This window comes from Paenibacillus sp. QJM3NY_38 (assembly GCF_056173265.1).
This window is the reverse complement of sequence record NZ_CM149665.1, coordinates 4,760,899-4,782,327: the sequence shown is the minus strand read 5'-3', so window position 1 is coordinate 4,782,327 and position 21,429 is coordinate 4,760,899. Positions and strand designations below refer to the sequence as shown.

The following is a 21,429-nucleotide window of genomic DNA, read 5'->3' as shown; positions in this document are numbered from 1 at the left end:
CGGGAAAAGCGCTTTCTCGATCGCCGAGTCTATTCATTTTTGACATAAATTTGACGAAAAAAGGTTTGGGGGTATATTACTTATCAAAGGTCGGGTGCTTGCGGATGAAGATAAAAACAAAATTAATTCTTTCGTCTACGATTCTTGCAGTGGTTACGTCGGTAATCGTAATTATCGCGTTTATCACTTCGAATATGACGGAGAAGAGGTTCAGCAAGATTATTGAAGTGGATCAGAAGGTCATTTATAACCTGACGCAATTGGAGACCCTATTGTCGGGCGTCTCTAATGATGAACGGGGGTACTTATTGACCGGTGATTCGACCTTTGCAGATTCATTGAAAGCGAAGCAGGAGTCCGTCGCCAAACTCATGGCCGAAACCAAAGGCTTGATGACGGCTGAGGAAGACCGCAACGTTTTTAACGAGATCGAAACCGGGTATGTCATATACACCGAAGCCGTGAATGAGGTGTTAAACAAATTAGGGTATGACACCGGTTTTTACAAGGCTGTGCCGTTCCGGGTATATGAAGCTGCTTTTAACCAGGAGCGCGAAGTGCGCAAGTCCTTCAGTACGCTTATCGCACAATTTACAGTACATAAAAATGAAGCCTTGGCTAAGCAGGCTGATCAGATTGCGGCCAGCAGCCGATTCCAGAATTTGATCATTATGTTGATCGGAGTTGCAGCCGTTGTTTATTTTGCTATTCAAGGATATCTTCTTACCCGTTCGATTCGTCCTTTGAATCGGATGAGCGATCAGCTATTGAAGATTGCCGAAGGCGGAGGGGACCTGGTTACCCGATTACAGATTAACACGAAAGACGAAATCAGGGATGTAGCTGATGCTTATAATAAATTGGTCGATGGCTTCAGGGAGCTCGTCGTACAGGTGCAGGATACGGCCGGCAAAGTCGGTATCGCAGCTTCGACGCTGCACTCCACAACCGAGGAAATTCGCCAAGCTTCCCATCAAACCTCAGGTATTATGGAAGAGCTGGCGGCCGGGGTAGAGAACCAGCTTCAGGATACCGAGGAAACGACGGCTACGGTAACGGACATGGCGGAAGGAATGAAACACATTGCGCATGCCGCCCAAGACGTCTTTGGCTTGGCAGCAACGACGAACCAACTTGCGGCTGAAGGGGAACAGGCGCTTATCCATACACTGGCTCAAATGGAAGGCATACGCACCAGTGTGGATCAATCCGCTCAATCGGTGCGTGCGCTCGGCGAAAAGGCCTCCAGCATCGGAGCGATGGGTCAGATCATTATCGAAATTGCGGAGCAAACATCACTGCTTGCCTTAAATGCCTCAATTGAGGCCGCTCGGGCGGGCGAGCATGGCCGAGGTTTTGCGGTTGTAGCGGCTGAGGTCCGGAAATTGGCAGATCAGGCATCGAACTCCTCTGTCGAAATCAGACAATTCGTCCATGAACTTCAGCAGGATATTGTTGATCTGGCCGGCGTTATGGAGCAGGGCACCCGCGAAGTGACCGAGGGCATGAATGTGGCACAAGGAGCCGAGAGAGCCTTTAAGGACATTGAGCAATCCGTCGGTGAATTGAATGAACAAATTCAGAGTGTTACCGTTGCAACAGAGCAGATGAACTCCGGAGCAGGGGAGCTTGTTCACGCCATCCGCCGAATTCAGGAGGTCACGGAGACGACTGCAGGGGGAACTCAAAGCGTCAGTGCCGCCACGGAAGAGCAGCTGGCCTCAATGGAGGAAATTACAAATTCCGTTGAAGATTTGAATGTTATGTCCAGCAAGCTTCGGCAGTTGATGTCCGGCTTTAAAGTATAAATAAGGAAAAAATGTATATGGGAAAAAAACGGCCACCTTGCAATCATGCATATTCCGGGGAAAAGAAACCTACAATATGGATGACAGATAACGCAAAGGTGGTCTTCTCTTATGGAAAACAAGAAATGGGATCTGGTTGCCCTTGCATCCATACCACTCATCATGACGTTAGGCAATTCCATGCTGATTCCCATTTTGCCGCAGATCTCCAAAGCTCTGGGGATCAGTTCCTTCAAGGTCAGTATGCTTATAACGGTGTATGCTGTTGTAGCCATCTTACTGATCCCGATTGCCGGTTATTTATCGGATCGGTATGGACGAAAGAAGATCATCATCCCTAGCTTGATTATTGCGGCATTAGGCGGAGCTGTCTCGGCTGTGGCTGCCTGGATGCTGAGTGGGACGGCGGCATATTACGTTATTTTGGCAGGACGGTTTCTACAGGGAATTGGTGCTGCCGGGGCATTCCCCATTGTCATTCCGCTTGTCGGCGACATGTTTAAAGAGGAAGAAAAGGTCAGTAAGAGTTTGGGTATTATCGAAACCTCCAATACGTTTGGCAAGGTAGTCAGTCCAATACTGGGCGCCCTGCTCGGGAGTTTTATCTGGTTTTTGCCCTTTATAGCGATTCCGGTTCTATGCCTGATCTCTATCGTGCTTGTCATTTTTCTTGTGAAGACACCCAAGTCGAACAACGACGATAAACAATCCATACGCGAGTTTTTGAAAACAACCAGGCAGGTTTTGCACGAGAAGGGAAGATGGCTGTATGCGATATTCGCCATCGGCGGCATTGCGATGTTTGGCGTGTTCGGCGTGCTTTTCTATTTGTCGGAGACGCTCGAGAGCACTTACAATTTACACGGTGTGGTAAAAGGGCTGGTGCTTGCGATTCCGCTGGCTTTGTTATGTCTGGCTTCCTATTTAGCCGGTAAATTCACGGGCAAAAATAAAGCGGCTAAGAAGTGGACAGGTTTCGCGGGTATGGCCATTTTGACGGCTTCCCTGATCGTCACCGGATTTAGTTCGCAGATTTATTTTGTAGTCGGTATGATGACACTTGGCGGCATCGGGATCGGAATGGTGCTGCCGTGCATGGACACGCTGCTGACGGAAGGTATAGAGAAGGAGCAGCGAGGTACCATTACCTCTCTATACAGCAGTATGCGTTTTATCGGCGTATCGCTCGGACCTCCAGTTGTCTCGCTGCTCCTCGGGGCGAATCATTGGGTGCTGTTCGGCACTTTGGCTGCCGTTGCGGCTGTAGGCAGTCTGCTCACATTATTCGCCGTGAAGCCGGAGGCAAAGGAAGACGATACCGGAGGGAATTCATACCGAGTTGACTTCAAGAAACCCCAGGGCTTGAAAAAGAAAGGTCTTGTCCATAAATAATGGACAAGACCTTTCTCATATCTGATATGGACAGAGAGCATAGTGACATGGAGGAACACCCATCGTCCACTTTGTTTCCTGGTCCATTCCTGGGACGCTTTCGAAGTTCATATGCCGTCGCCTTTTCTAGGCTTCGCTGCTATCTCCGTTATCCTGCAGCGGTGGGTTCGGTATCCTCAAGCTGTAAGGTTGCTTTGGAGCGCGATTTGCCGGTTACCTGCATGATGATATAAATCAGGATTAATATTACAAGCGCAATGGCTGAATAACGGTACATGATCGCGTACGAAGTGGATTTGGCGATGGAACCGAGCGCGATAGAGCCGATAGCGACACCGAAATCCAGAGAATTAAAGAACATGCCGTTGGCCATGCCGCGCTGCAGCGGATGAACCTCCTGAATCATCCAGGTCTGGATGGATGGCTGCATTGCACCGAAGCCAAGGCCATAACATAATGCCGATAACAGCATAGTTCCCGTCGATGTGGCGAAGGTCAGCAACAACAAACCGGCGACCATTAGAATAGCAGCGGGTATAACCAGTGCCTTGTGTCCATACCGGTCATAGATTCTGCCGGAGAACGGCCGTACCAAAATAATGGCAATGGCATTGAACAAGAAGAAATACTGGGGATTCCGGAGGTGAGCCTCGGCGCCGAACAACGCCATGAAGCTTAACAATCCGCCGTACGTAATGGACATCAAAAAGTTAAGGACGCTGGGCAGAATCAGCTTTTTATTGAATGAACCTTTTGGTTGCTCCTCAACTCGAGGTTGAACCGCTGCGGGGCGCTCCATATTTTGTTTTGCTGATCTTGACGTCAAGACGTAGGCAAGCGGGAAGATAAGTACATTGATTATGACGGTGATGATCACAAGCGGTGTGAACCCCCCGTCTTGCAGAAGCGTCAAGCCGATCATCGGTCCGATCGACATGGCGAGCGTAGTGGATAAACCGAAATATCCCATGCCCTCGCCCAGTCGTTTGATCGGAATGACGTCTGATGCCATTGTAGGAAACGAGGTGCTGGTCATCCCAAAGCCGATGCCAAACAAAACGCGCATCAGCAGAAGAAAGGCAATGCCGGATGCCCAGTAATAGCCGAGCGTGGCTGCCAGTGAGATCAACAGCCCGACGTACAGAAGCAGGCGCAGCTTACCTTTTTCCAGCGCTTTGCTTGACACGAAGCGGGAAGCGATCGCGCTGAAAGCGAACACGCTGGTTATCAGGCTGACCTGCAGCGGGCTTGCCATAAACGCCTCCTTGGCGTATGCGGGCAGCGTGGTCAGCATCATCTGCAGGGTCAGAAACAGAAAAAGGTTGCTGACCATCAAGGTGATGAATTCTTTGGTCCATAATCGTTGTTTTGTATTCGTTCCATTCATGTGAAACATCACTCCTGTTTGTCTAAGTTGTGTATGTTGGCATTGATACGCGAGAGTGTGTCCCAGAACATCTCTAATTGATGATCGTCAATGCCTTCGATTAACTGGCTTCCGCATTGACTTTCGATGGTTGTGGTTGCCTCGATCAATTCTTTGCCTGTATCCGTCAAAAAGAGCTGGAAAGCTCTCCGGTCGTTGACCGATACGGATTTGCGAGTATATCCTTTTTTCTCGAGCAGATCCAAAATACGCGTAGTGGTCGGTTGGTCCTTATCCGCTTTGGCGGCAACTTCCTTTTGATTTAACCCTTCGTGCTCTCCGATGTGGTACAGAACCAGCCATTGCTCGGGAGTGATGTCATAGGGCTTCAAGGCATTGGCAAACAAATGGGATGCGCGGCGATAGGTGTAACCCAGATGAAAACCGATGGAGGGGTTGCGTTTAGGTACTTTCAAGAAACAAGTCACACCTTTCATTTCAAGTTTTCAAAAATAGTTGTCTAAACAATTATATGCCTGACATGCAAATGAGTCAAACCATTCAAAAAATTAATTATCTGCATGACAGGGTTTCGTTAAACGATGTGGAATATGAAAAATGGAATGATAACATAGCTCTAACAATTGCGAGCTATATTTATAGTACAAACCAATATCTCACCACTCAGGAGGAAGTACAAATGTCACAATTGATTAATTTTGCACACCGCGGGTCATCGGCCATATGCCCCGAGAATACGATGGCTGCCTTTGCCAAAGGCTTGGAGCAGGGAGCTACCGGGATTGAAACCGATGTTCAGATGACGAAGGACGGAAGGCTGGTTCTGATCCATGATGAGAGTGTCGCCCGTACCACGGGGGCCGAGGGGCTAGTCAAGGATTATACATACGACGAGCTGGCCAAGCTGGATGCTGGCTCATGGTTTGGAGCGGATTTTCAAGGGGAACGGATACCGCTGCTGGAAGAACTGCTGGAATTAACGAAAAATCACGGCACGATTGTTAATATCGAGCTGAAGAACGGATCGATTCAATATCCTGAGCTGGAAAAGCGCGTGATCGAGACCGTAAGACATTACAATATGTCAGAGCAAATCGTCATCTCAAGCTTTAATCATTATTCCCTGGTGGAGTGCAAACATATTGATCCTGAAATTCGAACTGGCCTGTTGTATGGCGAAGGCTTATACAAACCGTGGGAGTATGCCAAATTGGCTAAAGCGGATGCTCTTCATGCATACCATCGCGCAGTTCTGCCGGAATGGGTAGAGGAAGCGAAACAGCATGGCGTAGTCTATCACCCTTGGACCGTCAATGACGAGGAGCAGATGAAAACCTTGATCGATGCCGGTGTGGCGGGCATTATTACGGATTATCCGGATGTACTCGGGGGATTGCTACAAATTAAGGGAGCGTGACTTTGTGAAGAAAACATGGCTGCTGGGCTTTGGCTTTTTCAGCATTAGCATTACCTGGGCGCTGTACAATGCGTTTGTGCCCTATTTTCTCGAGGATTACATATCCAGTGTCGCACTGATCGGTTTCTTTATGACGATCGACAATTACTTTGCCTTGTTCTTGCAGCCATGGATCGGAAGTCGCAGCGACAGGACCCATACCCGGTACGGCAGAAGAATGCCTTACCTGCTCATCGGTATGCCGCTTGGCGCTCTGTTTACCGCAATCATTCCGTTTCACAACGGGATGGCGACATTGATACTGTTTATGGTCCTCATGAACCTGGCCATGAGTCTGTATCGTTCGCCTACCGTTTCATTAATGCCGGATATTACGGAGGAGAAACGCCGCACGAGAGCCAACGGCATCATTAACTTTATGGGCGGCATAGGGTCCATATTGGCTTTTGGCGTGGGCTCGGTACTGTATAGCGCACATCAGTCTCTGCCTTTTATTGCCGCAGCGGGCATAACGCTGGTGTCGTTGTTCATCTTGAGGACGTTTATCCAGGAGAAGCGTGACGCTCCAGGCTATCAGGCTCAGACGGCCGCCAAATCTAAAGTTTCCTTTAAGAGTCAGATCAATCGGACAACGGTGCTGCTCTTGGCGGCGATATTTTTCTGGTTTGTCGCATATCAAGGGGTTGAGACCCTGTTTACTTTGTACGGGAAAAACGAGATGGGGCTAACGGAATCGCAGGCTTCCTTTTCCCTGACGTTTTTTTCGCTCGCCTTTGTTGTGTTCGCCATTCCAAGCGGATGGCTTGGTGGTAAATTCGGCAAGAAACGGATGATTCTGATCGGCGTCAGCGGGCTGTTGGTTGTCTTTGCGCTCGTACCATGGGTTGAATCACTGCTATTGCTTCGCATATTGCTGACCGTTGGCGGATTATTCTGGGCTTGCATCAATATCAACTCCTATCCATTTATCGTATCTACAGGATCGGAGGACAGCATTGGGACACGGACGGGAATGTACTATTTGGTATCCTCACTTGCGGCGATCGCGTCACCGCCTCTTCTGGGCAAGCTCATTGATGGCATGGGGTATTCGATTCTGTTTTATTGCGCCGCAGGCAGCATGCTGCTCGCGCTGATCTGCGTGCTCATGATCCGGCATCAGGAAACGGAAAGCCCTGCAAACTCGCAGACCGCTTCCGCCAGCTTGTCCTAGCCGATTTGATTTTTTGATAACCGAAGGTTCGGCTCCTGCTGGTCAGTGTGTACGGAACAACATTGACGAGAGCTTGCCGGCACAGGTAGAATCTAATATCAGATAGATTTGAATTAAAAATGCCGGCAAAGGTGCAGGAGCTGATTCCAAGGTTGACAACGATTTATGATATTGCCAAGAAAACAGGCTATTCGCCTACGACGGTGTCGAAAGTCTTCAACAACTATCCGGATGTCCGGGAGAAGACGAGAGCCAAGATTCTGGCAACCGCGAAGGAAATGGGCTATCTTCCAAACGCAAACGCCAGATCGCTTACGACGAAACGATCCTGGACCATTGGCATTCTCTTTGTGGAAGCTACGGGAGCAGGGATTCGTCACCCCTATTTCGGAGCCGTCATCGAAAGTTTTAAGAAAATTGCCGTATCCAAAGGGTATGATCTGATGTTCATCTCCAAGGATGTCGGCGGCCGAAGAAGCAGTTATGTGGAGCATTGCAAAATCCGGGGCGTCGATGGCGTGGTCGTCATTCTGTCGAGCAGCGAGGACCCCGATTTCCAGGAGCTGCTGGATAGCGGCATACCGTGCGTCATTCTGGATTCGTCACCGGGGCAGGTGCATTCGGTTTACTCCGATAACATCGGAGGCAGCATGCAGGCACTTCGGTATTTGCACTCGCTTGGACATCGCAGCATTGCCCATATATCGGGCGGATTGAATACGTTTGCAGGCGAGCAGCGTCAACAGGGCTATGAGCAAGCCCTTCGGGAGCTTGATCTGGACCTAAGGGAAGAGTACATAACCAGCAGCGATTTTTTCTCCACCGAGAGCGGATATGAAGCCATGAAGAGGCTGCTGGGGCTTAGAGAGAGACCGACAGCTGTTTATGCCGCTGGAGATCTGCTTGCGCTTGGAGCTATTCGTGCCGTGCAGGATCATGGCTTGAATGTACCGGGAGATGTGTCCATCATCGGTTTTGATGATATTGAAATGTCCCGTTATATTACCCCTGCGTTAACGACCATACGCCAGGATACGGAGCAGTTGGGCACCGTTGCGGCGGAGACCCTTCTTACTTCGATCGAAGAACAAGACGCAACAGTACAGTTGGTTATGCTGCCGGTTCAATTGATTATCCGGGAATCCTGCCGCCCGGTCACCTAGGTGAAATATAAAGGCAGGACTCATTTTTGCCACTTTTCGAAACCGGTTTCGAAAGAGATCTAACTCTGAAGTTGAATCAAGTATGAACCCATTTAAGGAGGATCTGAGCATGTCAAATTATCGTTTTGAGAAGGATACCTTTGTGATCGAGCAGTATGATCTCGCCAAACCGTTTTCCAGCTTCCTGCCGGGGATTGCTGGCTTGAAGGGGATACCGATGTGGACCTTTTATGTGAATCGGGGTCAGGGGATATGCAGCTTCGGCATACGCGACAAGAACTCGCCGATCATGGAATTTTCCCCGGCGAATATCTCGTATAAGAATGTGTCGACAACCGGCTTCCGTACGTTTATCAAGATGGCGGGGACACCGGCAGTCTATGAGCCGTTCCAATCCTTTCAGCCGGATTCCAAAGCGAAGAGAACGATGTTGATCCGTCAGAATGAGCTGGTCATTGAGGAGGAGCATGCCGGTAACGGATTTCGCACGTCGGTGTCGTATTTTCAGCTGCCCGGTGAAGATTTTGCCGCCCTTGTCCGCGAGGTTAGCGTAACGAATATCGGAGCTCAGCCTGTATCGCTTGAACTGCTGGACGGCATGCCGGAGATTCTGCCTTACGGTGTCGAGAATAGCGGGTACAAGGAGGTCGGCAATCTCCTTCGAAGCTGGATGGAAGTGGAGAACCTTGAACGGGGGATCCCGTTCTATAAAGTTCGCTCCAGTACGCACGATGAGGCTGAAGTCAGCGAAGTTACGAGCGGTCACTTCTATCTGTCGTTTGATCAGCACGGGAAGTTGATTCAACCCCTTGTAGACTTTGATCTGATCTTTGGCGGAAACACTTCATTAATCCATCCTGATCGATTTGCCGTGAGCTCGGTGGAAGCTTTGATGAACGCCACGCCGTATGCCGTGAACAAAGTGCCCTGCGGATTCAGCGGGCTGTCGGCTACGCTTGAGCCTGGGGAGTCGGCGACCGTGTATACGCTGGTAGGCCATGTGAACGATATCGGCAAAATCAATAAGCGCTCCAAAGATTTGTGTTCACCTGCCTATATCCTCCGTAAACGCGAGGAGGCCTCGGCGTTGACACGGGAATTAACCGAGGATGTTGCAACCAAAACGGGATCACCACTATTTGATGAATATAGCCGTCAGTCCTATCTGGACAATTTTCTGCGGGGCGGATATCCGTTCCTGTTCGATAACGGGAAGGAAGGGGCCGTTGTCCATCTATACTCCCGCAAGCATGGGGATCTGGAGCGGGATTATAACTTCTTTTCTCTTGCGCCGGAGTACTACTCACAGGGGAACGGCAATTTCCGGGATATGAATCAGAACCGCCGAAATGACGTGTTTTTCCACCCGAAGGTAGGTACATTCAACATCCGGATGTTCTTCAGTCTCATTCAAGCCGACGGATATAACCCGCTTAGCGTCGAGGGAACGAAATTCCGCGTGAGTGAAGGGAAGAAAGAGGAACTGGAGAAACTGCTGCGGGCCTCCGCGGCTCAGCAAGATTATGAGAAGCTGGCCAAAGCTTGCGCCGGGGATTATACGCCGGGTAACATCATCAACGCGATTTCGGATCAAGGCATCAGGCTGGAGATCAGCGAGGAAAGCTTCTTGTCCGGGCTGTTGGCGATATCCGATCAACATTTTGCCGCTTCGTTCGGCGAAGGGTTCTGGTCGGATCATTGGACTTATAATATGGATCTGGTTGATACCTACTTGGATATTTATCCCGACCGTTATGAGGAACTGTTGTTTGGCGAGAATGCGTATACGTTCTTTGACAGCCCGGTGTACGTCCTTCCGCGGAGTGAGAAGGTTGTGATCAGCCGGGGCAAGGTACGGCAATATGGTGCGCTGTTGGAGGACGAGGAGAAACTGAACAAGCTCGGCAGAAAAAGGAACGCTGCGGAATGGCTGCGGGTCGATGGCGGACTAGGCGGCATTTACCGCACAAATCTGTTTGTCAAAATGATCTCATTATCGCTCAATAAAATGGCAACACTCGACCCTTACGGGATGGGGGTAGAGATGGAGGCGAACAAGCCGGGCTGGAATGACGCGATGAATGGTTTGCCGGGCCTTTTTGGGTCGGGCATGAGCGAAACAATGGAATTGAAGCGGATGGTCGCATTTATCGTGGATTCGGCCGAGCGGTTCGGCCATCAAGTGATTCAGGTGCCGGAGGAGATTGCGTCTTACTTAGAGAGCGTATACGAAGCCGTACAGCTATATCAGTCCGGCTCACTGGACTCATTCGGTTATTGGGACTTGGTAGCGGGGCAGCGTGAATCCTACCGTGCATCGGTCCGGTACGGAATCAGCGGCCGGGAGGTTGAAATTTCGGTGAAGAACGTGAGGAACATGTACGAAGCCTTTCTGGATAAAATCGAAGAAGGTATCCAGCGTGCCGAGCAGATGGGTGGCGGAATCGTGCCAACGTATTTCCGTTTTGAAGCCGAGCGATTTGAAGAGGTTCGGGATGCAGCGGGTAACCCTGTGATTACCCACTATGGATTGCCTGCCGCAAAAGTGCTTGAATTCAAGGCTTATGCTCTCCCGCATTTTCTGGAGGCACCGTCTCGCGGCATGAAGCTTGCCGATGAAGGCCGGGCGAGAACGATGTATGACCGGATCAAGGCATCCGATCTGTATGATTCCGCGCTCGGAATGTATAAAACGTCCGTCAGCCTGGAGGGAGAAACCGATGAAATCGGACGCATCCGTGCATTTACAGCCGGCTGGCTGGAGCGGGAATCCGTATTTTTGCATATGACCTATAAATACTTGCTTTCATTATTAAAAGCCGGATTGTATGACGAGTTTTTCTCGGAAATCAAAACCTCCCTCATCCCTTTTCTGGACCCGGCTGTTTATGGACGCAGCACGCTGGAGAACTCCTCGTTTATTGCCAGCAGCGTGAATCCGGATCCCCACGTGCATGGACGAGGTTTCGTGGCAAGGCTGAGCGGATCGACGGCCGAATTCCTAAGCATGTGGATTACGATGATGGCAGGAAAAAAGGTATTCCGATACGAAGGCAGCCAGCTGCAGCTTCATCTGAACCCCGTTCTTCCAGCGTGGCTGTTTGACGAGAATCAAGAAGTGTCCTTCATCTTCCTTGGTGCTGTCAAGGTGACGTATCGCAGCGAGCGCGCAGCCAATACGTATGGTCAGGACGGCGTTACGATTCAGCGTTTAACTCTCACCACGGTGGGAGGGGATTCGATCGAGGTCGATGGACCTCTTATTACAGGTGAGTTGGCTCATGAAGTCCGTAACGGGAACATCCGGGCCATTCATGCTGTGCTGAAATAGAGGGAAACGAAAGCCAACCAGGCCGCCCGAGATGAATCGGGTGGCCTATTCACTGTTATTTGAAGTTCTGTTTATTCATGAGGAGGCTTTTTGTTATTGCTTGACATGGCTGAGCCAAACGTAATGCCAATAGCAGCACCGATCGCTATGCCGATAGCGACATTATCCATGGCAACACCAATGGCTACCCCGACGCCGACCCCCATGCTTATCCCGAGGGCCATGTTGTTCTTTTTCTTTTCCATACGACCGTCACCTCTATCTGTATCAGTTGATCCCAACAAGCGTCCTTCCTACTCAAGCTGCTATTGTTTATATTATAGAGGATATTGGACGTGGATGCCGGATATCCGCTGCTTCATGTTTTCTTCGCTTGCAAGTCCCAGTGTTGCAACCCATAATAGATATATCGATTTGAAATACATATGAATTCAACATCTTCGAGTGCGAGGAGGGGGTTGTCATGCAGTGGATCGCCATGCTGACGATGCTGATTGATCATGTAGGGCTTGTGTTTTTTCCGCATCAGGAGATTTGGAGAATCATCGGCCGCATTGCTTTCCCAATCTACGTCTATGCTCTCGTTCAGGGGCACCGCTACACTTCTTCGAGACCCAAGTATATCATTCGGCTGGCCATTATTGCGGTGATCTCCCAAATTCCCTATCAGCTTGCGCTGGATCCTGAAGGGTTGAATGTGGTCATTACCCTGGTTGCTGGAGCTATCGTTTTATATGTGCTGGAACGTTCGGATTCCCAGCTGTTATCGTGGATGGTTGTTGTTGCCGCATGTGCCCTAATGAGTGAATTTCCGTTTGATTACGGAGCTTACGGACTGCTGTTGATTTTGATTTTCCGATATGCTCAGGCCAGCTGGCTTGTTCCGCTTCATCTTGTGTTGAACCTGTTATTCTGGTTCCTTAATAACTGGGAACTGCAGATGTGGAGCGTCATCCCGACGGCTGTGATAGCTTATGGCCCGCATGTATGGAGGAAACTGGAGTCTATCCGGGTGAGTCGCTGGGTATGGCGTTCATTTTATCCTCTGCATTTACTGATTATTGCGTTATTACGGGTGATTGTATAGAGAAGCACTCTTTAGGTTAGCGCTTGATGGATTGATTATATACAAGGAGAGACATACATGTTGAATATCGCACTGGCTGCCTGCATCCTATTGTTCGCAGCGGCGGGTTACATCGCATTCATGAATTCCAAATTAATTGCGGATAAAAAACGGGAAGCATACATTCCTCCGCCTGCTTCGGAATATACCGTTTATATGACGCCTCAGTTCACGGAGGAGGACAAAAGAACGATGATTCCGATCGGCGTCATGGAATTTCGCGATCCGCAAGGGATGATGAAGGTATATCTTTGCCGGGTCAGGAATGCATCCGAGGATTTGAAGCTGGAGCAAGCCGGCAATGTGTTTCTTCATCATTTGACGAAGGCCAGGGACACCGGCAGCCTGATGTTCTACCGCACGGTGGATGAGGCGCTGCAAGGACCGGAAGAGAAGAGTTTGACCGACCGACTGTCTGCAGCTGCCAAAAAAAAGCCGAGAACAGAATAGGCAAACAGGGTCAATCCACCCACTAGCGGGGTAATAAAGAAATAAAAGACCGAAAGGAGATTTTCCGAAATGAAAACATTTAAAATCGGAAGGACATCGGTCTCCGTCTTTATAGGCGATATTACGACATGGACGGGCGACATTATCGTCAATGCTGCAAATTCGGGACTGCTGGGTGGAAAAGGCGTGGACGGCGCAATTCATAGCGCCGGCGGGCCGGAAATCATGGAGCAGTGCATGGAAATTCGCAAGCAGCAAGGCGGCTGCCCGCCAGGCAATGCCGTGATTACCGGTGCAGGCCGGCTGCCTGCCCAGCATATCATTCATACGGTCGGCCCGATCTGGGAGGGCGGCGGACGGCGTGAGGAGCATACGCTGGCGGAATGCTACCGTAATAGTCTCCTGCTTGCAATCGAGGTGGGTGCCAGAAGCATCGCCTTTCCTAATATAAGCACGGGTATCTATGAGTATCCTAAGGCTCCGGCATGTGACGTTGCGTTAAAGGCGGTTACGGAGCTACTTGAAGAGGATCTGCCGGATAACCGTCTGGATCGGATTGACTTCGTTTGTTTTTCTCCTGATAATGAAGAGCTTTATATCCATTGGCTTGAGCAGTACACACAGGCGAAGGAGGCGCAAGTATAAGAAAAACCTTATCGACGCACATTCTCAGAAGACAGACCGCGTTTATAGGAAGTTTTTCTTGCGATATCAGGAATGCCCGTGCTTCGAAGTTTATACTTTCTGATATCTAAAGAAAAACCTTATCGACGCACATTCTCAGAAGACAGACCGCGTTTACTAGGAAGTTTTTCTTGCGATATCAGGAATGCCCGTGCTTCCTCTCCCGGAAGATAGACCGCGATTCATTAATAAAAATCAGGGGCGCAGTTAGCGCCCCTGACGTTTTGTCAGTCGACTTTTACATATGATAGGAACCGCTTGGCTCAAACAGCACCCATTCCAGCATCGTGATCATATCGTCGAGACGGGTTTCCTGATTGAGAAGGGAGGCTCGCTCCGGACTGTTCTCCTCGAGAGCAGTCAAGCGAGTTTGCAGCATTTTCTTCTGCATCGTAAGTTCATTGATCTTGGATTTGATTTGGTTTTCGGTTCGCATAAGTATAATCCTTTCGTTTGTATGAAATCCATCTGTTTACCCCATATTATAGCATTTGATTCAGCTTAAGACGAAGGAGCGGATTCACATGGAAAGTGAATATAATATGAAGAAAATAGCGGCGGAGCATGCCGCCAAGTATGTCCAGGATGGGATGAAGATTGGGCTGGGCACTGGCTCAACCGCTTATTACGCGATTCTCAAAATCGGCGAGATGGTCCGATCCGGACTCTCGATTCAGGCCGTGGCTACCTCTGAAGCATCGGAGAAGCTGGCGATGGAACAAGGGATATCCTTGACGCCGATCCATCAGATCGATCGCTTGGATCTGACGATTGACGGGGCGGATGAGCTGGATGACCAGCTCCGTTTAATCAAGGGAGGGGGCGGAGCGCTTCTCCGCGAGAAGATCACGGCTTTTCACAGTGAACGGCTCGTGATTGTAGCGGATGAAGCGAAAGCCGTAGCTCAACTCGGCGCTTTCCCGCTGCCGGTTGAGATTGTCCCTTTTGCTTTTGAGTGGACGGTTCGATCACTAGCCCAGCTTGGTTGTTCTGTGGAGATCCGCCGTAAGCAAGATGAGGGGGTTTATGTTACGGATAACGGGAATTATATTGCTGATTGCCGGTTTCAGCATATTGCCCGTCCTGAAGAATTGAGCTCTCGGCTAGGCGCCATTCCTGGTGTGGTTGAACATGGGCTGTTTATCGGTATGGCCGACCAAGCGATCATCGGCTGCCAGGATGGAACGGTACGGATATTGCATTCCGGGAGCATAGAAGCAAAGAATACATTTGACAGTTGATCCGGCGTTCATTAACCTTAATAACATGATATCTTTCGGAGGGTGAAATATGTCGGATATTCAAGAACACGAGGATACCCCGTTACATTTGCTGGTTGTCCTTGCCAGAGCTTATAACGCAGTGATGACACATTCGCATCGCAGCATCAATAGTCACGGATTGAACTCCACCGAATTCGGCGTATTGGATGTGCTCTATCACAAAGGACCGCAGCCGCTGCAAAAAATTGGCGAAAAGGTGCTTATTTCCAGTGGTAACATTACATACGTGGTGGACAAGCTTCAAAAGAAAAACCTGCTGGTTCGCCGGGCTTCCGCTGAGGATCGCCGCGTCATTTATGCTGAGCTTACTGCAGAGGGAAAGGAATTCTTCGAAGCCATCTTTCCTCAGCATCAGGAATTGATGGTTAAGGTGCTTAGCGGCTTGTCGGAGGACGAGAGAGCGCAGGCGGCGATGCTGCTGCGCAAGCTGGGGATCAGTGCGGAGAAGATGTTGTAGACCTATACAAGTTTTAGATTGGAGATATGTATGCTTAAAGATATAACGATGCAAGCCATGCAACCCGAAGTAAAGGAACTGCTCAGCTACTCGGTATTTCCGGATCCGGAGGCTGTGGATCAGGCGGCTGCTGCTTATGAGACGGGCCCAAGCCGGTTGTTTGGATTTGAAGAGGACGGTCTTCTCTTGGGAGTCATCGGTTTCGATGTTGATCAGGACGAGCTCACCATTCGGCATCTTGCCGTTCTTCCGGAGAACCGGGGCAAGGGATATGGACGCGGATTGATTTTGGAGCTGCTCCTTGAGGTCCAGCCTAAGCCGGCCCGGGTCATTGCGGAAACGGACGAAGAAGCCGTAAACTTCTACCGCAGTATCGGCTTTGAGGTATACAGCCTGGGAGAAAAGTATCCGGGTATTGAAAGATTCCGCTGCATTTACGAGGTGGAGGAATCCGAAGAATAGGCTATTCTTATTTAAAGCATGTTTGCCGTCTTCGAGTGGAATTAAAATTGCCATTCAAGACAATAGACCCGTTTCGCAATGGGGGCACTCCTCATATAATGTCGTAACGAGCGGGGCAGGGGGTGAACATGTTGGTGTACCATTATACCGCTGTCGGCGATTCCTTGACCTTCGGGTTTGGGGCGATGCCTGGCAGCGGTTTTGTTCCGTTATACCGTCGGATGGCGGAGGAGAAGCTTCGCCAGTTCGTGGCCCATGAGAATCTCGGGGTCAATGGATTAACCTCGGATGAGTTATACGATCGGGTCGTTCAGCTTCCTACGTATCGCTTTCATCTGCAGCAGGCTCAGATCATCACGATATCGATCGGAGGCAATGACTTGATACGTGCGGTAAAGTCCACGGGAGGCCGGCCGAATCGGGAGGTGCTGGATGCTGCCTTGCATCGATGTCAGAATCATGTGGCTAATACCATTAGACATATCCGTAAAATAAAGACTCCGGTCAGCAAACCTTATTTTATTCGCGCTATCGGTCTGTATAATCCATACCCGGCCTGGACGGAGGCAACGGAATACGTGATTCGGTTCAATCGGCACTTGATGGGGCTAGGTGACGACTATTTCCGAGTAGCTGATATTTACGCACAATTTTCAGGCCGAGAGAAAGAACTGATGTCGGTGGACGGTTTACACCCGAATGGCCGAGGGTACCGGGTGATCGCGGAACAATTAAACCGGCTTGGGTACAAGCCACTTGCATAACCAATCGAATGATTAAGAAAAAAAGGGCGTCCCCTGGTCTCTCGACCATGGGACGCCCTTTGGTTTATGTAATCCTTATTAATTATAATAATTTCCTGAAAAAGCTTCGTACGGCCCATTTGCGTTCTTGCCGTTTTTTGTATTTCGGCAGTGACCGGTATACATCCATAGATTCCTGATAAGACTTCTTGGCATCCTCGGTCCTTCCCAGCGATTGATACATATATCCCAGCAAATAAAAGGCTTCGCTTGAAGAAGAGTGAATGGAATGGAACTGCTCCAAATAATGGAGCGCCTTCTCCCGATCCGAATCCCGAAATGCATCGGCAAGCCTAAGATAAGGCCGGCCGTATTTGACCCTCGGGTTGATCTCCAGGGCCCGAATAATATCCGACTCCCCTTGCGGGATGCTGCCGGTATGCAGCCGTGCGTTTCCGATATCGTCCCAGAACTCGGCGGAGTCCTCCAGGCTGGATTCAATGGATTCCAGCAGTTTCAGGGCTTCCCCATACTTACGTCGCTCCAGAAGCAATCTGGCAAGCTCGTGCCTTGATGAAACGTCGCTGGGGCTAACTGCAATCTGTCTGCGCAGCTTGGAAATATTACGTGCGCGCTTAATTGGCTTTGTCACGCTGGGAAATACCCCGACGAAGCGGCGGTCCAGCACATACACGATGAGAAGCAGCACCAGGATCGCCGTAATCGGATTACCGAAGATGTAGAACAGAAATCCAAAAATGATGAGTTTAAACAAAAGAGATCCCTCAATTTCTATGTAAAGTTGTAACACAAATTATACCATAACATGGATTTATTTAGGTGGAAATACTATCGGTTCCATAGACCTTGAATACATGCGCATGTCGGAATAGGCCATAGGTATTGAAAGAAGGTCGATGATAGCCGATAAAGGTAGTAAAGAGGTGATAATCATGGCGAAAAAGGGACAAATATTCCATCATTACAGTTTCGAAACGAAGAAAAAGGCAGTCGCCATGCGGCTGGAGGGCATGACTAAGAAAGAAGTGGCATCGGCCTTACAAATATCTGATATCGGACGGCTGAAAGTGTGGATGCGCAAATACCGTGAGTTGGGCGAAGAAGGTTTGGTCGATCGCCGCAGGAGAATTGTATATTCAGATCCTGACACCGAACGGGATGAAAAAGAACAACTTTCGCAGGTATAGACAATAAGTGATCACATGAGGTGTGGTAAATGACCGTTCCACCATGCCTCTTTCATATGGGAATCAAGGGTGATGCTCTATGGTCGTATCCGGGATTTTTAGATGCATGGGCCAATTCATTAATCTTATCCCGAACAGGCGACAGCCCAGTTCATTTGAGCAGAACCGACATAACATGTGGTATGTTCAAAAAAGGAGGGATTCATGTGAGCGGAGTAGGAGAAGGTTATGGCGGCTATGGATATGGCTCTTCTGTAGGTGCTATTTTGGTATTATTCATCTTGTTGGTGATCATTACTCGCGCATTTATCTAATCCATCTTTTGAGCGAACAAACCAATTGAATCAATAAGTAAATACCGAGCACCTTGAGCAGTCACAACGACAGACCGTCCAAAAGAGGCATGGCCTCTTCTTAGGGCGGTCTTGTTCATGATGAAGCGAGAATCGGCGTGAATGATTGGTCATGAATATCGTTTAACAGCATATGAGAATAATCTCAAAAAAAACAGACCGCTCGAGAAGAAGTGGTCTGTTTTTAGGAGAACGAATATGGACCCGGGTCCATTCTCTGTCCAGGTGTGTTACTCATGCTACATCATAATCAATATAACCTTACCGTTTACGAAAGATACGATATCAAAATTCGAGTATCCCCAGGTTTCAATGGTTTTCCCGCCGCCGGTGGTAATGTCCTTGGCCGCCGGATTTCCCCATGACAGCTGCACCTGTTCTTTGGTCATCCCGAGGGAAACCTGGCCTGCTTTAATCTGTTTCCAGACCGATGCGGACCATTTGTGTTTTTGGTAAGGGTCGTAATTTAATAGGGAAGAACGGTCCGCAAACAGCTGCATCACTTCCGAAGACCGCATAGGATAGCTTTTCACTGTTTTTCCTGAAGCCGTTTTGAAGATCACGTTGAATTCGCCTTTGTCATCCGGCAAAATGTCGGTTACCGTCAATTTCGAGAAGCGTTCCAAGTCTTCGAAATCATTCACCCAATACGTTCGACCAATAAATTTAACCAAGCTGCCCTGCATCGCTTTTTTGATCAAGCCGGCCGTCTCACTGGAAACAACGGTCATGACTGCATCGCTCCCGAAGGAGATATTCGCTTGTTTCCACTTGGCTTCCCAATTGATTTTCGCGCCCAGAACATCGGATAACATAGAAGCTGGAATTAGCAGTTCGCCTTTGTCGGTCATCGGAGCTGCCTTTAAGCGCAGCGGGCTGCCATTCAGCTTGGCCTGGTTGCTGCCTGCCGTGAGCAAGAGCACGGTCTCTCCGAGCTTGGCCTCCACGGATCCGTTTTTGGCCGAATAGGTGCCGCCCAGTGCCTGCATGACGGATTTGGCCGGCACCATGATATTCCCGTTAACTTGTTTCGCATATTTCAAATTGTTGCGCAGGCTGGACGATACCGTTATCGATTTGGACAAGCCGCCTGAGGTTACTGTAATCTGTGTCTTGCCAACGCCCGCAGACTTCAGTGTTCCGTTCTTCTGTATGTTCATCAGATAAGGCTTCTCTATATCGATCAGGGCATCTTTAACCGGCACTTTGATCTTGGCCCCGTTCGTGTAAGTCTCCTGGATACTGACTTCAAGGGTATCCCCTACATAAGGCTTGGCTTCGGATATCGAAACCGATAAGGCCTTAACGACAGGCACATCAACCGATTTGTTCTGTCCGTTCGTGTGATGTATCCAGCTTCCGTCAGAGCGCTGTGCATAGAACCCCTCCGACAGATCCTCGGCATTTCCGTAAATCGAGGTTCTTACGATCCCGCTAAGTCCGGAGACCTGGTCCTTGAGCTTCCAGCGGTCTTTATACACTCCGGTTGTCCATACGGTTCCGTCTTGGAGCGTCACAATCAGAAGATCCGTCGGCTCATTGGATGCATAAACGATATGAGCTGCGTTCTGGGCGACGGTAACCGGGATAATGCGCCCGTTATCATCAAAGTTGGACGTTTCGTATACCACCACGTCACCGTTGTCACGCAATAGGGCAACACGCCCGCTGTGAACCGTCATGGATTTGACCCCGACCGGGTTCTCCACGATACCGAGCTTCTTGAATTGTCCCTTTTTGTAGTTATCCTCTAATAGCAGTTCCCCGTTTGAGGACAAGGCGGCAAATTCTTGATCCGCATTGGCGATAAGCAAAATGCTACTGAGGTTTTTTGCTTTTTCCGAGCCGCCCCATACGGTGCCGTCCGACTTCAGCCAGTAGGAACCCGCTATCTGCTTCACTCCGCTTGTTCCCGGAACGACCTCGGGTCCCTTGCCGATATCCCATTCCACTAATCGCCCATCCTGCGTCATACCGATGCCTCCGTATTCATAACCGCTGATGGCTGCAACTTTACCCGGCGTCCGTATGGCATGTCGTCCGTCGATCAGGGACCACATGGAGCCATCGCTCATCAGGTAGGTGTTCCTTCCCGCAATGTCGCTGATCTGGAGCCTGGACTCTTCGGCAGAAACGATCCCGTTCGTCGTGCTGCCTGCAAAACCAAGTCCCACCAGCACGGCGAATAATACGAGAACATACAACGTTCTTCTCACTTACATGACCTCTCTTCATTTTACAAATAGGAATATTTTTCAAACAGCTATATTGATTCGACAAAATCGGTGTTATTCCTGCAATTAAAAACGCCCTCCGATATCCGGGGACGTCTTGCCGGTTAAGCTCGCGATAGTTCGACGAACTGTCTCGACCTTAACGGTGTTTTAGTTAAGAGATTACGGTGGGCGTCATAGGTGGCAGAAACCAACCTGATTAAGGAATATGAGTTCCTCCCAACAGCAATAAAGCCGCGTATAAATCATTCTTCACTGTTTCGATTTTGGCGAATTTCCTGAATGTAAGATTAGAGATTAAAGCGATCAAGGCATATTTTATTCTCGTTCGTTCTATTTCTGTATCTTCATGGCTAATGATACGATTCATGAATCAGTTCCTCCCCCAGAGACAGATGCTGTTGTGCCTTTATTCGTCCGCTGCGGAGAGCGCAGCGTATGTTCACGTATGTTCATCTTAGCGGAACAAATACACAACACCGGCGGCGGCAAGAAATATGATCGCGGCTAAAAAGAAACCGTTGGCTATTTTCCTTTTAGATGCGCGGTCTTCCTTGGAATCAGCATAGAAGTTGCCTCTTTGTTGGTATCCCGTAGTAAACATTCCGGATAGAAGCCCTGTTATCAAGAGGCAAGCCAATCCTGCATATAAAAACAGGTTCATCACGTGTTCCCCCCAACATGCCCTTTATTGTAAGAACGTTTGCTGAGAGGGAAT

The 21,429-nt window shown here is 49.4% G+C and carries 23 protein-coding genes; 15 read left to right on the top strand and 8 right to left on the bottom strand.

Features of this window, described 5'->3' with window-relative positions; translation table 11 throughout:
* The first annotated feature begins 104 nt into the window (after nucleotides 1-104).
* Together AC0VZ8_RS22010 and AC0VZ8_RS22005 are read left to right on the top strand one after the other, a co-directional pair.
* Nucleotides 105-1,808: a methyl-accepting chemotaxis protein gene (locus AC0VZ8_RS22010; protein ID WP_071220013.1), complete on the top strand. Its 1,704-nt coding sequence runs from the start codon at nucleotides 105-107 to the stop codon at nucleotides 1,806-1,808.
* Between the two features lie 111 nt (nucleotides 1,809-1,919).
* A complete protein-coding gene (locus AC0VZ8_RS22005; RefSeq protein ID WP_260065807.1) occupies nucleotides 1,920-3,200 on the top strand; it encodes an MFS transporter in 1,281 nt (426 codons plus the stop codon).
* A gap of 148 nt (nucleotides 3,201-3,348) precedes the next feature.
* Here the strand turns inward: AC0VZ8_RS22005 and AC0VZ8_RS22000 are convergent, their stop codons facing one another.
* Both AC0VZ8_RS22000 and AC0VZ8_RS21995 read right to left on the bottom strand, forming a co-directional pair.
* Nucleotides 3,349-4,587 (bottom strand): MFS transporter, encoded by a 1,239-nt coding sequence (locus tag AC0VZ8_RS22000; RefSeq protein WP_475484380.1) that lies wholly within the window; start codon nucleotides 4,585-4,587, stop codon nucleotides 3,349-3,351.
* Nucleotides 4,588-4,595: 8 nt separating this feature from the next.
* Entirely contained in the window at nucleotides 4,596-5,042 is a 447-nt protein-coding gene (locus tag AC0VZ8_RS21995) for a MarR family winged helix-turn-helix transcriptional regulator (RefSeq protein WP_233355010.1), read from the bottom strand.
* Between the two features lie 224 nt (nucleotides 5,043-5,266).
* Here AC0VZ8_RS21995 and AC0VZ8_RS21990 point away from each other — a divergent pair, with 224 nt between their 5' ends.
* From AC0VZ8_RS21990 to AC0VZ8_RS21975, 4 genes are all read left to right on the top strand, one after another.
* Nucleotides 5,267-6,004, top strand: a complete 738-nt coding sequence (locus tag AC0VZ8_RS21990) for a glycerophosphodiester phosphodiesterase (protein ID WP_220684560.1) — start codon at nucleotides 5,267-5,269, stop codon at nucleotides 6,002-6,004.
* A gap of 4 nt (nucleotides 6,005-6,008) precedes the next feature.
* Nucleotides 6,009-7,217 (top strand): SLC45 family MFS transporter, encoded by a 1,209-nt coding sequence (locus AC0VZ8_RS21985; protein WP_475484379.1) that lies wholly within the window; start codon nucleotides 6,009-6,011, stop codon nucleotides 7,215-7,217.
* Nucleotides 7,218-7,369: 152 nt separating this feature from the next.
* Nucleotides 7,370-8,380: a LacI family DNA-binding transcriptional regulator gene (locus AC0VZ8_RS21980; protein ID WP_475484378.1), complete on the top strand. Its 1,011-nt coding sequence runs from the start codon at nucleotides 7,370-7,372 to the stop codon at nucleotides 8,378-8,380.
* 109 nt (nucleotides 8,381-8,489) lie between these two features.
* Entirely contained in the window at nucleotides 8,490-11,711 is a 3,222-nt protein-coding gene (locus tag AC0VZ8_RS21975; protein WP_475484377.1) for a cellobiose phosphorylase, read from the top strand.
* 71 nt (nucleotides 11,712-11,782) lie between these two features.
* Here AC0VZ8_RS21975 and AC0VZ8_RS21970 read toward each other — a convergent pair whose 3' ends face one another.
* On the bottom strand, nucleotides 11,783-11,956 hold the full coding sequence (locus AC0VZ8_RS21970; RefSeq protein WP_201259374.1) for a glycine zipper domain-containing protein: 174 nt from the start codon (nucleotides 11,954-11,956) through the stop codon (nucleotides 11,783-11,785).
* Nucleotides 11,957-12,174: 218 nt separating this feature from the next.
* Between AC0VZ8_RS21970 and AC0VZ8_RS21965 the strand changes: the two genes are divergently transcribed.
* The 3 genes from AC0VZ8_RS21965 (at nucleotide 12,175) to AC0VZ8_RS21955 (ending at nucleotide 13,932) form a co-directional block, all read left to right on the top strand.
* Complete coding sequence (locus tag AC0VZ8_RS21965; protein ID WP_475484376.1) at nucleotides 12,175-12,798, top strand: TraX family protein; 624 nt, start codon at nucleotides 12,175-12,177, stop codon at nucleotides 12,796-12,798.
* Nucleotides 12,799-12,855: 57 nt separating this feature from the next.
* Nucleotides 12,856-13,287 carry a hypothetical protein gene (locus AC0VZ8_RS21960; RefSeq protein ID WP_475484375.1) on the top strand — a complete coding sequence of 144 codons (432 nt, stop codon included), beginning with the start codon at nucleotides 12,856-12,858 and terminating at the stop codon, nucleotides 13,285-13,287.
* Between the two features lie 69 nt (nucleotides 13,288-13,356).
* Nucleotides 13,357-13,932 carry a macro domain-containing protein gene (locus AC0VZ8_RS21955; RefSeq protein WP_260065795.1) on the top strand — a complete coding sequence of 192 codons (576 nt, stop codon included), beginning with the start codon at nucleotides 13,357-13,359 and terminating at the stop codon, nucleotides 13,930-13,932.
* A 277-nt stretch (nucleotides 13,933-14,209) separates the two neighbouring features.
* Here the strand turns inward: AC0VZ8_RS21955 and AC0VZ8_RS21950 are convergent, their stop codons facing one another.
* Complete coding sequence (locus AC0VZ8_RS21950; RefSeq protein WP_071220023.1) at nucleotides 14,210-14,407, bottom strand: hypothetical protein; 198 nt, start codon at nucleotides 14,405-14,407, stop codon at nucleotides 14,210-14,212.
* Between the two features lie 88 nt (nucleotides 14,408-14,495).
* On the opposite strand from AC0VZ8_RS21950, the gene rpiA reads away from it, so the two are divergent.
* From rpiA to AC0VZ8_RS21930, 4 genes are all read left to right on the top strand, one after another.
* Entirely contained in the window at nucleotides 14,496-15,212 is a 717-nt protein-coding gene (gene rpiA, locus AC0VZ8_RS21945; RefSeq protein WP_071220024.1) for a ribose-5-phosphate isomerase RpiA, read from the top strand.
* A 49-nt stretch (nucleotides 15,213-15,261) separates the two neighbouring features.
* Complete coding sequence (locus AC0VZ8_RS21940; RefSeq protein ID WP_071220025.1) at nucleotides 15,262-15,711, top strand: MarR family winged helix-turn-helix transcriptional regulator; 450 nt, start codon at nucleotides 15,262-15,264, stop codon at nucleotides 15,709-15,711.
* Nucleotides 15,712-15,741: 30 nt separating this feature from the next.
* A complete protein-coding gene (locus AC0VZ8_RS21935; RefSeq protein WP_475484374.1) occupies nucleotides 15,742-16,173 on the top strand; it encodes a GNAT family N-acetyltransferase in 432 nt (143 codons plus the stop codon).
* A 128-nt stretch (nucleotides 16,174-16,301) separates the two neighbouring features.
* Entirely contained in the window at nucleotides 16,302-16,937 is a 636-nt protein-coding gene (locus AC0VZ8_RS21930; protein WP_475484373.1) for a GDSL-type esterase/lipase family protein, read from the top strand.
* Between the two features lie 82 nt (nucleotides 16,938-17,019).
* On the opposite strand, the gene AC0VZ8_RS21925 is transcribed toward AC0VZ8_RS21930, so the two are convergent.
* Entirely contained in the window at nucleotides 17,020-17,691 is a 672-nt protein-coding gene (locus tag AC0VZ8_RS21925) for a tetratricopeptide repeat protein (protein ID WP_071220028.1), read from the bottom strand.
* Nucleotides 17,692-17,869: 178 nt separating this feature from the next.
* Between AC0VZ8_RS21925 and AC0VZ8_RS21920 the strand changes: the two genes are divergently transcribed.
* The gene (locus AC0VZ8_RS21920; protein ID WP_071220029.1) at nucleotides 17,870-18,124 is read left to right on the top strand and encodes a helix-turn-helix domain-containing protein; all 255 of its coding nucleotides are present in this window, start codon (nucleotides 17,870-17,872) and stop codon (nucleotides 18,122-18,124) included.
* A 206-nt stretch (nucleotides 18,125-18,330) separates the two neighbouring features.
* Nucleotides 18,331-18,438 (top strand): YjcZ family sporulation protein, encoded by a 108-nt coding sequence (locus AC0VZ8_RS21915; protein WP_233355008.1) that lies wholly within the window; start codon nucleotides 18,331-18,333, stop codon nucleotides 18,436-18,438.
* Between the two features lie 278 nt (nucleotides 18,439-18,716).
* Here the strand turns inward: AC0VZ8_RS21915 and AC0VZ8_RS21910 are convergent, their stop codons facing one another.
* From AC0VZ8_RS21910 to AC0VZ8_RS21900, 3 genes are all read right to left on the bottom strand, one after another.
* A complete protein-coding gene (locus AC0VZ8_RS21910) occupies nucleotides 18,717-20,693 on the bottom strand; it encodes a stalk domain-containing protein (RefSeq protein ID WP_475484372.1) in 1,977 nt (658 codons plus the stop codon).
* 217 nt (nucleotides 20,694-20,910) lie between these two features.
* Entirely contained in the window at nucleotides 20,911-21,081 is a 171-nt protein-coding gene (locus AC0VZ8_RS21905; RefSeq protein ID WP_475484371.1) for a hypothetical protein, read from the bottom strand.
* 87 nt (nucleotides 21,082-21,168) lie between these two features.
* Complete coding sequence (locus AC0VZ8_RS21900; protein WP_475484370.1) at nucleotides 21,169-21,375, bottom strand: DUF5316 family protein; 207 nt, start codon at nucleotides 21,373-21,375, stop codon at nucleotides 21,169-21,171.
* Nucleotides 21,376-21,429: the final 54 nt, after the last annotated feature.

What these genes read in the sequence shown, in the direction of transcription:
- AC0VZ8_RS21970 (WP_201259374.1), bottom strand. Translation starts at nt 11,956, where the DNA reads ATGGAAAAGAAAAAGAACAACATGGCCCTCGGGATAAGCATGGGGGTC.
- AC0VZ8_RS21955 (WP_260065795.1), top strand. Translation starts at nt 13,357, where the DNA reads ATGAAAACATTTAAAATCGGAAGGACATCGGTCTCCGTCTTTATAGGC.
- rpiA (WP_071220024.1), top strand. Translation starts at nt 14,496, where the DNA reads ATGGAAAGTGAATATAATATGAAGAAAATAGCGGCGGAGCATGCCGCC.
- AC0VZ8_RS21930 (WP_475484373.1), top strand. Translation starts at nt 16,302, where the DNA reads ATGTTGGTGTACCATTATACCGCTGTCGGCGATTCCTTGACCTTCGGG.
- AC0VZ8_RS22000 (WP_475484380.1), bottom strand. Translation starts at nt 4,587, where the DNA reads ATGAATGGAACGAATACAAAACAACGATTATGGACCAAAGAATTCATC.
- AC0VZ8_RS21920 (WP_071220029.1), top strand. Translation starts at nt 17,870, where the DNA reads ATGGCGAAAAAGGGACAAATATTCCATCATTACAGTTTCGAAACGAAG.
- AC0VZ8_RS21900 (WP_475484370.1), bottom strand. Translation starts at nt 21,375, where the DNA reads ATGAACCTGTTTTTATATGCAGGATTGGCTTGCCTCTTGATAACAGGG.
- AC0VZ8_RS21960 (WP_475484375.1), top strand. Translation starts at nt 12,856, where the DNA reads ATGTTGAATATCGCACTGGCTGCCTGCATCCTATTGTTCGCAGCGGCG.
- AC0VZ8_RS21975 (WP_475484377.1), top strand. Translation starts at nt 8,490, where the DNA reads ATGTCAAATTATCGTTTTGAGAAGGATACCTTTGTGATCGAGCAGTAT.
- AC0VZ8_RS21935 (WP_475484374.1), top strand. Translation starts at nt 15,742, where the DNA reads ATGCTTAAAGATATAACGATGCAAGCCATGCAACCCGAAGTAAAGGAA.
- AC0VZ8_RS22010 (WP_071220013.1), top strand. Translation starts at nt 105, where the DNA reads ATGAAGATAAAAACAAAATTAATTCTTTCGTCTACGATTCTTGCAGTG.
- AC0VZ8_RS21940 (WP_071220025.1), top strand. Translation starts at nt 15,262, where the DNA reads ATGTCGGATATTCAAGAACACGAGGATACCCCGTTACATTTGCTGGTT.
- AC0VZ8_RS21965 (WP_475484376.1), top strand. Translation starts at nt 12,175, where the DNA reads ATGCAGTGGATCGCCATGCTGACGATGCTGATTGATCATGTAGGGCTT.
- AC0VZ8_RS21990 (WP_220684560.1), top strand. Translation starts at nt 5,267, where the DNA reads ATGTCACAATTGATTAATTTTGCACACCGCGGGTCATCGGCCATATGC.
- AC0VZ8_RS21950 (WP_071220023.1), bottom strand. Translation starts at nt 14,407, where the DNA reads ATGCGAACCGAAAACCAAATCAAATCCAAGATCAATGAACTTACGATG.
- AC0VZ8_RS21905 (WP_475484371.1), bottom strand. Translation starts at nt 21,081, where the DNA reads ATGAATCGTATCATTAGCCATGAAGATACAGAAATAGAACGAACGAGA.
- AC0VZ8_RS22005 (WP_260065807.1), top strand. Translation starts at nt 1,920, where the DNA reads ATGGAAAACAAGAAATGGGATCTGGTTGCCCTTGCATCCATACCACTC.